This is a genomic window from Rhizobium sp. AN6A, from assembly GCF_900215635.1.
Taxonomy (GTDB): domain Bacteria; phylum Pseudomonadota; class Alphaproteobacteria; order Rhizobiales; family Rhizobiaceae; genus Agrobacterium; species Agrobacterium tumefaciens.
Genome location: NZ_OCNC01000003.1, coordinates 1066707 through 1081733, shown reverse-complemented (window position 1 = coordinate 1081733; position 15027 = coordinate 1066707). Strand labels below are relative to the sequence as shown.

The window sequence follows — 15027 nt, the reverse complement described above, 5'->3', positions numbered from 1 at the left end:
CGGAAATTCACCCGCAAAAGGCCGAAAAACGGCACGGAACGAGGAGTATAGCGGACGTGGCAGACATTGAAGAGCAGAAAGCGGCTAAACAGAGAAACCTGAAGCCGCTGCTTGGCCTGTTTCCGTATCTCAGGCGATATCGCGGCCTGATGGCGGCGGCCCTGTTTGCGCTTGTGCTTTCTTCCGCCACAACACTTGCCTTGCCGCTTGCCGTTCGCCGTATCATCGATCACGGTTTCCAGACGCCGGACGGTGGCATGATCAACAGCTATTTTGCGGTGCTTCTTGTCATTGCCGTCCTTCTCGCTCTCGCCAGCGCCATGCGCTATTATTATGTCATGACCATCGGCGAAAGGGTCGTTGCGGATCTGCGCCGGGATGTCTTTGCTCATCTCACCACGCTGTCGCAGCAGTTTTTCGATGCCAACCGCTCGGGCGAGCTGACCTCGCGGTTGACCGCCGATACCGTACAGATTCGCTCGGCCTTCGGTTCCTCAGCTTCCGTTGCGCTGCGTAACATCATCATGTGCTGCGGCGCGGTGGCGATGATGATCTATACCAGCCCCGGCCTTTCCGGCCTTGCGCTCCTGGCCATCCCGTTCATCGTTTTTCCCTTGATTGCTTTCGGGCGCTCGGTTCGTGCCCGCTCCCGCAATACGCAGGACACATTGGCCAATTCCGCCGCCTATGCCTCGGAAACGATCGGGGCGAGCCGCACCGTGCAGTCCTTTAACGCCGAGGCGCTTGCGAATGCCCGCTACGGCGCCTCCGTAGAAGCAGCCTATCAGGGCGCGCGCGCGGCGATAGGCGCCCGCTCCATACTCACCGCCGTTGCCATCGCGCTCGTTTTCGGCAGCGTCGTCGGCATTCTCTGGTATGGCGCGCAAAGCGTTTTGTCCGGCGGCATGACGGCGGGTACGCTTGGCCAGTTCGTGCTTTATTCGGTCATCGCGGCAAGCGGCCTAGGCCAGCTCTCCGAAGTCTGGGGTGAACTGGCGCAGGCGGGCGGCGCGGCTGAACGGCTTTCCGAACTGCTGAACGAGCGCTCGCCCGTTGCCGAGCCGTCAGCACCCGTTTCGATGGTTCAACCGCCGCACGGCGAAGCGGAATTCGAGAATGTCGGTTTCATTTATCCGCTCGCAACCGGTGGCCCGATCATCTCCGGCCTCTCCTTCAAGGTCAATGCCGGCGAAACCGTCGCCATCGTCGGCCCTTCCGGGGCGGGAAAAAGCACGGTCTTTTCGCTGCTGATGCGGTTCTACGATCCGCAAGAGGGCCGCATCACCATCGATGGCGTCGATATCCGCAATGTCAGCCTTGCCGATCTGCGCGCGCGACTGTCCATTGTTCCCCAGGATGTGGCGATATTCGCCTCTTCCATCCACGATAACATCGCATTCGGTCGGCCTGCTGCGACACGCGAAGAGGTGCGCACGGCCGCCATCGCCGCGCAGGCAGACAGCTTCATCGCCCGGCTGAACGATGGTTATGACACGCAGGTGGGAGAACGCGGCGTAACGCTTTCTGGCGGTCAACGCCAGCGCATCGCCATTGCCCGCGCCATCCTGCGCAACGCCCCTATCCTGCTTCTTGACGAAGCAACCTCGGCGCTCGATGCGGAAAGCGAAACGCTGGTGCAAAAGGCGCTCGATGAGTTGATGAACACCCGCACCACCATTGTCATTGCCCATCGCCTTGCCACCGTGTTGAAGGCCGACCGCATTCTCGTGATGGCTGAGGGCCGTATCATTGAGGAAGGCACGCACCAGAGCCTTATCCGCCAGAACGGCCTTTATGCGAGACTTGCCCGGCTGCAATTCCAGACAGGGCCGGACGAACTGCGCGCTCAAGCGTGACAGGGGCATGTGGACCGGCAAACTTGGACTGCCGGTTTGCAAGGCAACATTCGGCTACTGTCGCCAACCGTCAAAAAGGAAGCGACGCAAGCGCGGGTTCAAAACTATAAAGAAGATCATTACGACACCAAAACTCAACACATTGATTGAGCCCGGTACACTTTGCTGACTCTCAGAGAGAGCCGGAATTTCCGCTTCGCTCGCACCTCTCAGCTGGAAGTTACCCACCGATTTTGACGACGGAGAACCCAAGCCGTAAATCCCGTCTCCCTGACCAGGAGAGGTGCCCATTCGATACGACCCATCTGGGACGTCCATCGCTTCGATCACGAAATTGGGGTCGAAACGACGGGCGAAATCATCCAAATCGCGCGATGTGTAAAGATGGAAAATAGTGCTTGCGGCAACAGCAGCAGCAAACATGAGGCTTGCTGCGGCTGTAAGCCCGAGGCCATTCCTTTCATTGCCTTCTCGCCACTCAAACAGATCGATCCTGGCGCCCTGCCACTGCCAGAAGCGCTCCCTGTCAGTGAAAAACAGACAATACATGCGTAGGGAAGGCTCCTCGATAGTGGTTTTCTCCTTTTGCAATAAACTGGCACGCCACTGTTTCACTTCGGGACGTCGACCAAAAGTCGCAGCTCTAGTCGTCTCCAGGATAACAACGCGGGTATCGCGACGAACTCGGCCCGCCTGCATGAGATCGCTTCCCAGCGAGGATATTGCGCTTATGCGGTCGTCGATAAGGGTATGACCACTCATTCTTCCCTCGAACAGATGAGCGTCGAGCAGGTCGCTGTTTTGAAAAGCTCCTCGGCCCCTGACCTTACGCAGGGCACTGATCAACGCTTCCGGAAAATGCGTGATACGTATCGCTTCACCGTCCGCTATATGGTCGCGGCTAAGCTTGACATTGCGCCGTGCAAGCCACGCAAGCCGCATTGCCGTCATAACCACCGCGCCGGCGATCAACACGAGGAAAAACGCTAGCGGCAAGACAATGATAAGGATGGCGTGTCGCCAGTTTTGGAAGCTGAACGGGTTGGAAACTTGAAGGATCGCGGCAGTGCGCATCAAAGCATGACTTATAGCAAGGAGTCCCGTGTCGCCGTTGCGAATATGAGCAGCCTCGTGAGCCACGACTGCCGCAAGTTCCTCGTCATCGAGATGATTAAGCATTCCTCTTGTCACGGCGATCAGGCCTGACTGAGGGCCCTCACCCACCGATAGCGCATTCAGTGCGTCTACCTCGATGACGCCGAATTTCGGAAGTCGGATGCCAAGGGCGATCGTCTGTTCTTCGGCGATGCGCCACAGGCGAGATTCTTCTGCCCGAGTCGGCAATTGTATGTTCAGCAAACGGCTGACGACCTTTATATGACGCCGGTACAGGAACCAAATCTGGAAGGCCGCGAAGGCCGCCACCGGTATCGAATAACGAAGTAGGTACCCCGTCGGATCAATAAAAACGATCCTTTGCGGATCCCATACGAGAAGTGGCAAGATCAGTGCAACGGCCGCGATCATCTCAATAGCCGCAATGTAGAGCGCGACCAGCCACCAGGTTAACTGTCGGCTGCGGCGCGCGTGATCAATATAGCCTTTGGAGGACACATCTTCACCGGTTAGTTGAAGTTGATCTGAACTGGCTTTAGGAAATCGCGTTTTCCGTCATCAAAAACGAGTTGGTCGTGCTCGTTGATTTTCGCAATCAGCGCGATTATATTGCCCGGAAATACCCTGCGACTGGCGTTTAGCTCTTCTACCGAAATGTTATAGAAACGACGCGCAGCCGTAATTCGGTCCTCAATTCGAGTTATTTCATCTCGCAAATCGCGAAAATGGGTCGAACTCAGAAGATCAGGATAACTTTCCGACGCGGCAAACAGACCTGTCAGGGATTGCCCGATCTGCGTCTCTGCAGCCAGTCGCGTTTGCCCAATGCTTTCCATCGCACGGCTGCGAGCATCAACGATCGCTTTGATCGTGCTGTGTTCCTGCACAGCAAATCCCTTGACCGTTTCAACCAGATTGCCAATCAAAGCGTAACGTTCCGCCAATAGCGCATCGATGTCTGCTGCTGAAGCGCTGCAACGCTCATCCAGCCGACCAAGCACGGCGTGGTTACTGCGCAGCCAGAGCAAAAGTGACGCTGTAATCGCGAGAGCAAACCAGAGCCACCAATTGTCGAGCATAAAGTTAGTGGCGCGAACGAAGCGTCCGAAAATGTCAGTTGCTTCAAGGAAATTTTGTTGATCCGAAGTAGTCGCCAAGGCACGATCTCCTGTTGACTATCCCACAGCGCCCGTTAATGCAGCCTTCAAATAACGACAACAAAGAAATTAAACAGGGCATAAAAGATAGAAATATAAATTACATTATTTTCTATATCGAACGTATTAAAATTCATCGTAATAGAAATGGTTAAGCCGATGCAAAATATTCTCGGCATAAACCAGCGATGCAATATGCATAAGTTCGAAAATTCTATGGAGATAAATTCGAAAATACCCGAAGTTGCTTACCGCTCGGTGAGCTTCAGTTCGATACGGCGGTTCTGCTGGCGTGCTTCCGGCGTGTCGCCTTCGGCAATCGGCTGATATTCGCCAAACCCGGCGGCAACCAGCCGGTTGGCCGGAACACCCTTGGAGATCAGGAACTTCACCACGGAGGTTGCGCGTGCCGAGGAAAGTTCCCAATTGTCACGGAAGCGGCCGGACCCGGAAAGCTGGACATTGTCCGTGTGGCCATCCACGCGCAGCACCCAGTTGATCTCGGTGGGGATTTCCTTGGCAAGATCGATCAGCGCGGCCGCCAGCTTCTCCATCTCCGCCTGCCCTTGCGGATTGAGGTCGTTGCCACCAGAGGGAAAGAGCACTTCGGACTGGAAGACAAACCGGTCGCCGACGATGCGAATGTTTTCGCGATCCGAGAGGATTTCACGCAGACGCCCGAAAAAATCAGAACGATAGCGGTTGAGTTCCTGAACCCGCTGCGCCAGCGCGACATTGAGACGGCGGCCGAGATCGGCGATCTTGACTTGGGATGAGGTGTCCTTGGCTTCCGACGCCTGCAGGGCGGCTTCCACCGATGCGATCTGCGCCCTGAGCGCCGCAATCTGTTGGTTGAGCAATTCGATCTGTGCGGAGGCGCGGGAATTGGCCTGTCTTTGGTCATCCAACTCGCCGGTCAGGCTGCCAATCCGGGCATTGGCGCTTGCATTGTTGCCCGATCCTGCATCGAGAAGCGACTGCAGGCGCGAGCGCTCGCTTTCAGATGCGGCAAGCGTTGATTGCAGGCTCGCCAGCGCGTCCTCGATATCCTGCTTGTTGCCCTTTTCCATGGCCAGAAGTTCGGTCAATTCGGCAATCTGGCTGTTGAGGCGGGTCAACACCTCGTCTTTGCCACTAATTTCCCGCGACAGAACAAATTGCGCCAGCACGAAGACCGTCAGCAGGAACATGATGGCCATGAGCAGCGTCGACAGCGCATCGACGAAACCCGGCCAATAATCCACACTCCTGTCGCGGCGGCGGTTGCGCGCAAGCGCCATGGCTACTCGCTCCCGTTATCGTGCCGGGTGCGTCCGGAGGATTTTGTCTCGCCGTCGATACGTGTCGACAACCGGTCGAGCGTGCGGCGAAGCGATTTCGATTCCTCCTGCTGCGCCTCGATCCAGTCACGCAACATCTGCTGCTCGCTGCGCATGTTCTTGACCAGACCTTGAATGCCTTCAGCAAGGCTCGTCATGGCCGCAAGCGAGCGCTCAGTGCTGACCATTGCACCGGGTTCAGCGTTGAATTCCCTTGGCCCATCCGCCGTCGTATCCGTCACCGACGACAGCCAGTTTTCGAGCTGGGTGTAAAAACGGTTCTGGGCACGGCCGGCCTGAAGATCGAGGAAACCGAGGATCAGCGAGCCTGAAAGGCCGAGAAGCGACGAGGAAAACGCCGTTCCCATGCCGGAAAGCGGCGCGGTGAGACCCGCCTTGAGCGAGCTTAGAATATCGTTGCTGGTGCCGGCGCTGGGATCGAGCGACTGGATGACATTGCTGATGGCGCCGATGGTGCCGATCAGACCCCAGAAGGTGCCGAGCAGGCCGAGAAACACCAGAAGGCCGACAAGATAACGTGAAGTATCGCGCGATTCATCAAGGCGTGTCGCGATGGAATCGAGAATCGTCCGCTGCGTAACTGCAGAAAGCCGGACTTCGCCACGCTTGCCGATCAACGTGCTCATGGGGGCCAGCAGTTTTGGGGCGCGGCCGACTTTCTCGGCGCTACCGGCAGCCCGGTATGCGTTGAACCAGCGGACTTCCGAACGCAGGCTCATGGTCTGCGTGAATACCAGAATAATGCCGATGACGAGAACGCCGAGAATGAAGCCGTTCAAGCCCGGATTCGTCATGAAGGCCGTGTGCGCCTGCCGGTAAAGAATGGCCGCCAGAAAGCCGACGAGGATCAGAAACAGAACCATCGTCCACAGAAACGGTGTGGGGCTGGGCAGCTTGTGGCTGTATTGCCGTGTGGTCACCGGCTTCTCCACGCCGAGATCGAGCAACTCCGAATCCGCCATAACGTTCGCATTCCCTTCGGTCACGTATCAACCGGACGCTATTTGAAAATTGCGACGATTTGAAGCGAAAAGCCTGTCTTTCGTCACAGGCATTTCACGAAATGCGGCTTGACCGAAGACCGAAAAAACAAAAACGCCCGGCGATAGTTCGCCGGGCGCCTAAAACCTGGATTAAACGGCAGGTTTTCTGCCGAAATCGATCAACGACCCGGAATCGGACGGTTGGCAACTTCCACAAGTGCCTTGTGGATATATTCGTTTCCGGCAGCAACACTGCCGCTGCCGAAGATATCCGCGCCGCCCTTGGCGTCGGAGGTGAACCCGCCAGCTTCGCGAATCAGCACCAGACCGGCCGCCATATCCCACGGCGAAAGCTCTGCTTCCCAGAAACCGTCCAGGCGACCTGCTGCAACATAGGCAAGGTCGAGTGCTGCAGCACCCATGCGGCGGATGCCGGCTGCTTCACCCATGACATGGCGAAGTTCGACGAGGAATTTGCCGTGATTACCGCGACCGAGATGCGGCACACCGCAGCCGATGACGCAATCCGTCAAGGCCTTGCGCGCGGCAACGCGGATACGACGATCGTTAAGGAACGCGCCGCCGCCACGCTCGGCGGTGTAGAGTTCGTCGGTCGCCGGATTGAAAATCACGCCGGCTACGACTTCGCCGTTCCGCTCGAGCGCGATGGAAACGGCGAAATGCGGAATGCCGTGCAGGAAGTTGGTCGTGCCATCCAGCGGATCGACGATCCAGCGATGCGCACCATCACTGCCCTTTTCCTCACCGCCTTCCTCACCCAGAAAATCGTAGGTGGGGCGGGCTTTCATCAGCTCATCGCGCACAATCTTTTCAGCCTTGAGGTCCGCCTGCGATACGAAATCGCTCGGTCCCTTGACCGAAACCTGAAGGTTCTGCACTTCACCGAAGTCACGCGACAAAGACTTACCCGCCTTGAGGGCGGCCTGAACCATGACATTGAGAAGGGCTGAACGTGCCATCGAATTTGTTTCCTGGAAAGCTTGCGAACCACCCGCAAGCTAGCCGGGCAGGAACGTCATTATTTTCTTGAATTGAAAGTTTGCGGTTCAAGACCACAAAACGCGCGGAAATTCAAGGCAAAAAGCCTGCACATGCACGCTGGCGCCGAACAACCGGCCGTGCATCACATCGGACGGAAACGATTTGCCGCCTCGATAGCCTTTTTCTGCTGCTCGTCGGTGATCCCGAGATAAAAATCCTCGAGAGACGGATCCTTCAGCCCGGCGCGGCGGGAAAGCACGTACCATTTGGCCGCCTCCACCGGATCGGGCCGTGTGCCGAGCGCCTGAATGTAAAGATGCGCCACCTTGTTCTGTGCCACGACATTGCCGCGCTGCGCAGCACCGTAAAGCCAGCGGAAGCCTTCATCCAGATTTCGCTCGCCGCCAAAACCGTTGACCAGCCAGATGCCGAGATCGACCTGCGCGGTATCGTAGCCGGCCTTTGCGGCCCGCGTCAGCCAGTCGCGCGCCTTGGACTTCTTTTCTGCCGGCACATCCTTGACCGAGTGGTAGATCTGCGACACCGCATATTGCGCGTCGGCAATGCCCTGCTCCGCGGACTTTTCATAATACGGCATGGCCATCAGTAATCCCTTTACGCCGGGATTTTCCGAAACCAGTATCTGCCCCCAGTTGAACTGCGCCGAAGCATTGCCGGCCTCCGCCGCACGGTGCATGTAATCGTCGGCCTTCGCCTTGTCGCGGGTAACGAACTTGCCCTCCATCAAAATGAGGGCGAATTTGAACATCGCGACGGGATCGCCACCCTGTGCCGCCTGCTGGTACCAGAAGGCCGCGGTCTTTTCGTCGCGGGCGATGCCGAGACCACGCGACATCATTTCCGCCACCAGCGTCTGGGCGGACGCATCGCCGTTCTGCGCACGGCTGAGCGCCTTGTCGAGCGCCTGGACATATTCGCCGCGCTGGAAATGCCCATAGGCCTCATCCACCCGGCCCTTAAACTCCTTTTCAGGCGGCAAGGCCGGCAGGTCCGCGCCCATGCGCTGATAGACGTTGACGCCCTGCGACGGTTGCAAGTCCTTCTGCTCTTCGGATTGCACCCTGCCCTGACGGGAAGGCTGCGCCTCATCCTCCAACTGGCGGGAAAGCGCGTTGCTTTCGCTTTGCGGTCCGGATTGGGCAAAAGCGACGCCCGCCGGCGCGCCGAAAGACAGCGCCAGCAGCGAAATAGAAAGGCAGACGTGAACCGAGCGCATCAACATCGCCTGTATCAACCGTCAAACCGTGGCGCTTTTTCGTCAAGCAACGCGTTGATTTCAGAAACGGCCTGAGCAGCACCTGAGGCATTGTCAAAAACGCCGCTGCGCATCGCCACGAATTCCACGCCGGCTTCGGCCACGGCAACCACCGAAGAGATATCGGTGCCGCCCATGACGATGGACGGAATCTCGATCATCGATGCCCACCATTCGCCGAGTGCCAGATTTTTGGGATGCGCTTCCGGCTTGATGTCGCCTTCGAGCTTTCCAAAAAACACGTAGTCCGGATTGGACTCACCCATCTCCAGAGCCTTATGCCGATCGTCGGCATTGCCGCCGCCAACGATCAGCTTCGGCGCGAAGTTTTCCACGGCCTCCGCAAGCGCCTCGGCATTGCCCGCCACATGCAGGCCATCCGCCTTCACCCGGCTCGCAACGCGGCTGTCGCCCGCGATAAGGGCAGCGGCACCAGCCTCCTGCACCATCGGCACGATCAATTCGGCGCGTTTCTGGAAAGTGGCGTCATCCAGATCATATTGCGGAATGATGACCGAAGCCACATCGCCGCCTCGCAGTGCTTCTTGCAATTCTGTCGCCTGCTTTTGCGCGTCGTCCAATTGCGGGACGATCAGAACAAGGCGGCAACGGTTATCAACTTTGGTCATCGGTTCGTCCATTTCAGGCAGAAGACACTTTCGGCGTTATCTGCACTCGTTTTGATATGATAAATCCGATAGACCGGACCGGCGAAAGGATCAACCTTCATCCATGCTGACCGATTTTCATTTTTTCCTCGTCGCCATCCCCGCAGTCGTGCTTGTCGGCCTTTCCAAGGGCGGGTTGGGCGGCGCGCTGGCACTGATGGGCGTGCCGCTGATGGCGCTTGCAATCCCGCCCGTGCAGGCGGCGGCAATCTTCCTGCCGATCCTGATCGTGATGGATCTTGTGGCGCTATGGGCCTGGCGGCACCACAACCACCGGCAAACGCTCCTCATCATGCTTCCGGGCGCGATCGCCGGCATTACTCTCGGCTGGGCGACCTCAAGCCTCATCTCGGCAGACGCCATGCGCCTCGTCGTCGCCTCGGTGACGATCCTGTTCGTACTGCGTTATTTCCAGGAGAGCTTCAAAAGCCGCAAGGGGCAGGAGATTCCGGCCAGACCGCAGCGTCCGGTGGCCGCAACGCTCTGGTCCAGCCTGTCCGGTTATGCGAGTTTCGTGGCCCATGCGGGTGGCCCACCCTTCCAGATCTATGTTCTGCCGCTGAAGCTCGATCCCAAGACCTATACCGGCATGAGCGTGCGCTTCTTCGCGATCATGAATGCAATCAAGCTCATTCCCTATTTCGCGCTGGGAGCGCTGGATGCAACCAACCTCAAGACATCGGCGAGCCTGTTGCCGGTGGCAATGCTGGCGACGCTTGCCGGCGCAAGGGTGGTGAAATATCTGAAACCATCAGTGTTCTACCCGCTGATGTATACCATGGCGCTGATCGCGGCGCTGAAACTGCTGTGGGACGGGCTGCCTTTCTAGACCCAGGCGGTCACTAAAAAGCCCTGGCAGCACGCATGTACCGCCAGGGCCGAAAAAGAATCCGTCAGTCCTTCATCGAAGGCTGCGGAATGGCATCAATCAATGCCTTGTGGAGGCGCGAAGCCTCTGTAGTTCATCCTTCAGGCGCAGTTTACGGCGTTTGAGATCGGCGATCTCTCTATCGTCAGAGGACGGGGAAGCAAGAATACTTTCGAGCTCCTCCTCCAGAGCACCGTGTTTCTTTTCGAGCGATGCAATATGAGCCTGAATGGTCATGCGGCACGTCCTTCCATTTTTAAGCCTACCTCCAGCTCTCCATCGCTGGAGTTTCAGGTTTACGACGACAATGTGACATGGATCGTTGGTCTTGTCGAAGGCGAAATGAAGGCAATAAGTGGGCAATTTGGTCGCAAGGGATAACTTCCCGTTACCGCGATTTGATGATAGAGGCTCGAGAACCGATGACATACGCGCCGGAGGCTCTCCGGCTGGCATAAAATGGGGATGACAAGATGCCCGATCAGGACCAGGCGGACATCAGGCTTACGCTGGCGCGGCTGCGCCAGGAGCATGAGGATTATGACGCTGCGATCAACGCGATGATCCAGACCAACTGCGATGCGCTGAGAATACAACGCATGAAAAAGAAGAAGCTGGCCGTCAAGGACAAGATGACCCAGATCGAAGATCAGGTCATTCCCGATATCATTGCCTAGAGTGGCTTTCGTGCTTCCTGCCGGATGCACGAGAGACGCTCTAATCTATTGAATTTACGCATCGTGCCTTGCAGAAATCAAAATCGATTTTTGCGCCTATGCTGTAAGCCGGAGAAGCGAAGTGACAGCAGAGACACCCCCCGTCGCCATCATCATGGGCAGCCAGTCCGACTGGGAGACCATGAAGAATGCCGCCGATACGCTGGATGCGCTGGACGTGGAATACGAAGCCCGCATCATTTCCGCCCACCGCACGCCTGATCGCCTTTATGATTTTGCCAATGGCGCGAAAGACGAAGGCTTCAAGGTCATCATCGCGGGTGCCGGCGGCGCCGCCCATCTGCCGGGCATGACAGCCGCCATGACCCCGCTTCCGGTTTTCGGCGTCCCGGTACAGTCCAAGACGATGTCCGGGCAGGACAGCCTCTATTCCATCGTCCAGATGCCCGCTGGCATTCCCGTCGGAACGCTTGCCATCGGCAAGGCCGGCGCTATCAATGCCGCACTTCTGGCAGCTGCGGTTCTGGCGCTGGGTGACGAGGACCTAGCAGACCGGCTCGATGCATGGCGCGCGCGCCAGTCAGCGGCGGTTGCCGAATATCCCATGGACAGCGCCCAGTGACAGCCTCTGACGTGATGATGAACACGAACAATCTCACCATCGGCATCATCGGCGGCGGGCAGCTTGGCCGCATGCTGGCAATGGCCGCCGCACGCCTCAACCACCGCACCATCGTTCTCGAACCGCAAGCCGATTGTCCGGCGGCGCAGGTCTGCAACAGCCAGATCGTCGCGGAATACGATGACGAGACGGCGCTTGCGGAACTCGCTCGCCTTTGTGATGTCGTGACCTACGAATTCGAGAACGTACCCGTCACCGCAGCCGAGACGCTGAGCGCTTCCGTTCCCGTCTATCCCCCACCGCAGGCTCTCAGCGCCTCGCAGGACAGGCTGACGGAGAAACGCTTCCTCAACGGTTGCGGCATTCCGACCGCCGATTTCCGCGCCGTGGATAATCAGGAAGAACTGGAAGCGGCATTGGCCGCTTTTGGTGGCAAGGGTGTGCTGAAAACCCGCCGCATGGGCTATGACGGCAAGGGCCAGAGGCTTTTCAAGGGTGGTGAGGACATCGCAGGCGCCTTCGCAGCACTCGGTGGCGTGCCGCTCATCCTCGAAAGCTTTGTCGCTTTCGAGCGGGAAATCTCGATCATTGCCGCCCGTTTCAGGGATGGCACCGTTACCTGCTATGATCCGGCCGAAAACATTCATCTGAACGGCATTCTGCACACATCCACCGTGCCGGCAGCACTCTCCGATGCGGCGAAGGCGGTTGCCGTGCAATCGGCGGAAAAGCTTTTGGCCGCGCTCGACTATGTCGGCGTGATCGGCATCGAGTTTTTCGTGCTGCGCGATGGTTCGCTCGTTGCCAATGAAATGGCGCCGCGCGTGCACAATACCGGCCACTGGACGGAAGCGGCCTGCGTGGTCTCGCAATTCGAACAGCATATACGAGCCGTCTCCGGTCTTGCCCCCGGCAGCACGGCCCGCCATTCGGATTGTGTCATGACCAATCTCATCGGCGATGACATCAACGATGTGCCAGCATGGCTTTCGAAAAAAGACTGTCTCGTGCATCTTTACGGCAAGACGCAAGCACGGCCCGGCCGCAAGATGGGCCATGTGACCGAGCTTTTGCACACAGGAAAAGCCTCAGTCTTTTAAGGCAAAGACGTCTGGAAGTGTTGACAGGCAGGGGTCAAACGGGTATTTGCCTGCCAACCGAAAAGAGCGCGCCCCGTTGCGCGCTTTTGATTGTTTGAATAAGCACGGTAAAAGCCGTGCAAAACTGCGGACCAGTAAAATGAAAATCAAGAATTCGCTTAAAGCGCTTAAGGCCCGTCATCGCGATAACCGCCTGGTTCGCCGCAAGGGCCGCGTCTACATCATCAACAAGCAGAACCCGCGCTTCAAGGCTCGTCAGGGCTGATTGAGTGCAACTGCGGTTCGCGATCACATCGCGGATCACTTTGTTGACAGTGCAGAACTTTGCATTTGATATTGGGCGCAGTCGGGTTAAGCTTTAACCCATGCGCCCAAATCGTTTATGCACGGCTATCATCGTCGCTCAGGGTTTCCTGCTTTCGGGCCTCCTGCTTTCAGGAATGGCGTCCCTTGCTCATGCGGCAGATGGTCAGCCTCCCGCAGCCCTGGAGGCTGCGCCTTCACCTGCCAAGACTGTCGACAGTCTTTTCGCATCGCTGAAAAAAGAGCGGAATGCGGTCAAGGCGCGCAGCATTGCCAACCAGATCGCTTCCGAATGGAACGATTCCGGCAGCGCGACAATCAATCTCCTGATGCAGTGGGCAGGCGAAGCCGCAGACGAGAAGCGCAACGCCGCCGCTTACGATTTTCTCGACCAGGCTATTTTACTCGATCCGGATTACGTGCAGGCGCCCTATCGCCGCGCCATGGTGCATTTTGCCGATGGCGACACCCGAAAGGCGATGGCGGATATCAATCTGACACTGGAGAAGGAGCCGCGCTATTTTCCGGCACTGGCAAGCCTTGCAAACATCCTCGAAGCCTCAGGCCGTGACGATCTGGCGCTGAAAGCCTGGGAACGCTATCTCGCGCTCTATCCCGCGGACAAGGACGCCCGCAAAGAGGCCGCTGACCTTTCTGAGAAGCTGGCTGGCACTCGCAGCTAATCTTTTCTACTCCGAATTTTTTAATTTGAATTGGATTTATTGTTGACGAACAATCGCAAAATTCAAGCTTCTGAGAAAGCTTTGAAATTTATAGGCGACAATCCGAGCTTCGATATAAGCGAATTTATTGACAGAATTTCGATAAGTGACGACTGGGCAAAAATCGTTGTCGCTCACATATATTTAGATCATATCGTTACCGAAATATTAAAAGATAAGTTCGAGAATCCTGGAAATTATCTAGAAGGTAAAGGCTTTTCTGAGAAATTAGCGCTATGCAAAGCATTCGGTTATTTCGATGACAAATTTGGAAATGTGCTTAGAGCCATAAACAAGTCTCGCAATAAATTTGCGCACAAACTTGTATTTATAGTATCAGATCAAGAAAAACGAGATTTGTTTCGAACACTCACGACAGAAAGACCTATTTCAGACGTCACGCAACCGGGTGGTTTTGAAGAATTCCTAATAACGGTAGTTATGTTTGCTGAGGTTTATCGCGCAGGAGAGAAGCGTAGCGCAGAAATATCAAAAGAATATAATTTTGTGAGCGAAAAAATCCTCGAGCTACTTATCGCCAACAAAAACCTGTTGGACGGTAAAATTTAGCTGCAGGGCGCATGGTAGAGTATCGCCCCACAGCAAATTGATAGCTGGTAATTACTCCATACCAAGCGCGGCCATATAGGTCTGAAGAATCGTCTCTTCCTCAATACGCTCGTTGGCGTCCTTCTTGCGCAGGCGGATGATGGTGCGGATCGCCTTGGTATCGTACCCGCGGCCCTTCGCTTCACCGATTACATCCTTAATATCGCCCTGAATGGCAGCCTTTTCTTCTTCCAGACGCTCAATGCGTTCAATAATCTGACGCAGTTCGGCGGCGGCGACGGTTTCGGTGGTGCTCGTTTCGTCCATCATATCATCCTTCATTGGTAGCAGCTCGGGTGAGCCTTGTTCATTAAATCCAGGCGAAGCCTTCGCCGGTCGCCGCCAGCCGGGCAGCAAAAATTCCGGCCTGTGACCTGCCCACTGACGGGCCTCACGTCAAGTCGTTTCCGTCGATCGGGGGTTATTCCGTTGGCTTGTTCTGCTCAAAGGCAGCTTTCTGGGCGTCGCTCGCCTCCGCCTGATATTTTTCCTTCCACTCCTCATAGGGCATTCCGTAGACGATTTCCCGGGATTGCTCCTTGGTGAGGGCAACGCCGGCCTCGTTAGCCGCTTCCCCATACCAGTTGGAAAGGCAATTGCGGCAAAAGCCCGCGAGATTCATCAGGTCGATGTTCTGCACATCGTGACGCTCGCGAAGATGCTCAACGAGACGGCGGAATGCGGCGGCCTCGAATTCAATCTGCTGTTTGTTATTCGGTGTCGTCATG

General features: G+C 56.8%; 18 protein-coding genes. 8 read left to right on the top strand and 10 right to left on the bottom strand.

Translation table 11 applies throughout. The annotated features are described in order from the left end of the window. Nucleotides 1-56 precede the first annotated feature (56 nt). Entirely contained in the window at nucleotides 57-1856 is a 1800-nt protein-coding gene (locus CRO62_RS08875) for an ABC transporter transmembrane domain-containing protein (protein WP_097099913.1), read from the top strand. Nucleotides 1857-1910: 54 nt separating this feature from the next. Here CRO62_RS08875 and CRO62_RS08870 read toward each other — a convergent pair whose 3' ends face one another. From CRO62_RS08870 to CRO62_RS08840, 7 genes are all read right to left on the bottom strand, one after another. Next, entirely contained in the window at nucleotides 1911-3470 is a 1560-nt protein-coding gene (locus tag CRO62_RS08870; protein WP_097099912.1) for a M48 family metalloprotease, read from the bottom strand. An 11-nt stretch (nucleotides 3471-3481) separates the two neighbouring features. Then, on the bottom strand, nucleotides 3482-4129 hold the full coding sequence (locus CRO62_RS08865; protein WP_097099911.1) for a LemA family protein: 648 nt from the start codon (nucleotides 4127-4129) through the stop codon (nucleotides 3482-3484). Nucleotides 4130-4377: 248 nt separating this feature from the next. Further along, the gene (locus tag CRO62_RS08860; RefSeq protein ID WP_097099910.1) at nucleotides 4378-5409 is read right to left on the bottom strand and encodes a peptidoglycan -binding protein; all 1032 of its coding nucleotides are present in this window, start codon (nucleotides 5407-5409) and stop codon (nucleotides 4378-4380) included. Between the two features lie 2 nt (nucleotides 5410-5411). Continuing rightward, complete coding sequence (locus tag CRO62_RS08855; protein WP_097099909.1) at nucleotides 5412-6431, bottom strand: flagellar motor protein MotA; 1020 nt, start codon at nucleotides 6429-6431, stop codon at nucleotides 5412-5414. Nucleotides 6432-6631: 200 nt separating this feature from the next. After that, complete coding sequence (locus CRO62_RS08850) at nucleotides 6632-7432, bottom strand: inositol monophosphatase family protein (RefSeq protein ID WP_003511424.1); 801 nt, start codon at nucleotides 7430-7432, stop codon at nucleotides 6632-6634. Between the two features lie 164 nt (nucleotides 7433-7596). Beyond that, a complete protein-coding gene (locus CRO62_RS08845; RefSeq protein ID WP_179784480.1) occupies nucleotides 7597-8697 on the bottom strand; it encodes a tetratricopeptide repeat protein in 1101 nt (366 codons plus the stop codon). An 8-nt stretch (nucleotides 8698-8705) separates the two neighbouring features. After that, a complete protein-coding gene (locus tag CRO62_RS08840) occupies nucleotides 8706-9359 on the bottom strand; it encodes a thiamine phosphate synthase (protein WP_003511427.1) in 654 nt (217 codons plus the stop codon). Between the two features lie 103 nt (nucleotides 9360-9462). On the opposite strand from CRO62_RS08840, the gene CRO62_RS08835 reads away from it, so the two are divergent. Next, nucleotides 9463-10227: a sulfite exporter TauE/SafE family protein gene (locus tag CRO62_RS08835; RefSeq protein ID WP_003511429.1), complete on the top strand. Its 765-nt coding sequence runs from the start codon at nucleotides 9463-9465 to the stop codon at nucleotides 10225-10227. Between the two features lie 99 nt (nucleotides 10228-10326). On the opposite strand, the gene CRO62_RS08830 is transcribed toward CRO62_RS08835, so the two are convergent. Continuing rightward, complete coding sequence (locus tag CRO62_RS08830; protein WP_003511430.1) at nucleotides 10327-10503, bottom strand: YdcH family protein; 177 nt, start codon at nucleotides 10501-10503, stop codon at nucleotides 10327-10329. A gap of 236 nt (nucleotides 10504-10739) precedes the next feature. On the opposite strand from CRO62_RS08830, the gene CRO62_RS08825 reads away from it, so the two are divergent. From CRO62_RS08825 to CRO62_RS08800, 6 genes are all read left to right on the top strand, one after another. Beyond that, nucleotides 10740-10943 carry a YdcH family protein gene (locus CRO62_RS08825; RefSeq protein WP_003511431.1) on the top strand — a complete coding sequence of 68 codons (204 nt, stop codon included), beginning with the start codon at nucleotides 10740-10742 and terminating at the stop codon, nucleotides 10941-10943. Between the two features lie 154 nt (nucleotides 10944-11097). Beyond that, nucleotides 11098-11565: a 5-(carboxyamino)imidazole ribonucleotide mutase gene (purE, locus tag CRO62_RS08820; RefSeq protein ID WP_034501985.1), complete on the top strand. Its 468-nt coding sequence runs from the start codon at nucleotides 11098-11100 to the stop codon at nucleotides 11563-11565. A gap of 14 nt (nucleotides 11566-11579) precedes the next feature. Then, nucleotides 11580-12665, top strand: coding sequence for a 5-(carboxyamino)imidazole ribonucleotide synthase (locus CRO62_RS08815; protein WP_097099907.1), 1086 nt, complete (start codon nucleotides 11580-11582; stop codon nucleotides 12663-12665). A 139-nt stretch (nucleotides 12666-12804) separates the two neighbouring features. Further along, nucleotides 12805-12930, top strand: a complete 126-nt coding sequence (gene ykgO / locus CRO62_RS08810; RefSeq protein WP_003497670.1) for a type B 50S ribosomal protein L36 — start codon at nucleotides 12805-12807, stop codon at nucleotides 12928-12930. A 100-nt stretch (nucleotides 12931-13030) separates the two neighbouring features. Next, complete coding sequence (locus CRO62_RS08805; RefSeq protein ID WP_097099906.1) at nucleotides 13031-13651, top strand: tetratricopeptide repeat protein; 621 nt, start codon at nucleotides 13031-13033, stop codon at nucleotides 13649-13651. A gap of 42 nt (nucleotides 13652-13693) precedes the next feature. Continuing rightward, a complete protein-coding gene (locus CRO62_RS08800; protein WP_097100437.1) occupies nucleotides 13694-14260 on the top strand; it encodes a hypothetical protein in 567 nt (188 codons plus the stop codon). Nucleotides 14261-14311: 51 nt separating this feature from the next. Here CRO62_RS08800 and CRO62_RS08795 read toward each other — a convergent pair whose 3' ends face one another. Next, a complete protein-coding gene (locus tag CRO62_RS08795; RefSeq protein WP_080723112.1) occupies nucleotides 14312-14569 on the bottom strand; it encodes a DUF2312 domain-containing protein in 258 nt (85 codons plus the stop codon). A 151-nt stretch (nucleotides 14570-14720) separates the two neighbouring features. After that, entirely contained in the window at nucleotides 14721-15026 is a 306-nt protein-coding gene (locus CRO62_RS08790) for a DUF1244 domain-containing protein (protein WP_097099905.1), read from the bottom strand. Nucleotide 15027 lies beyond the last annotated feature (1 nt).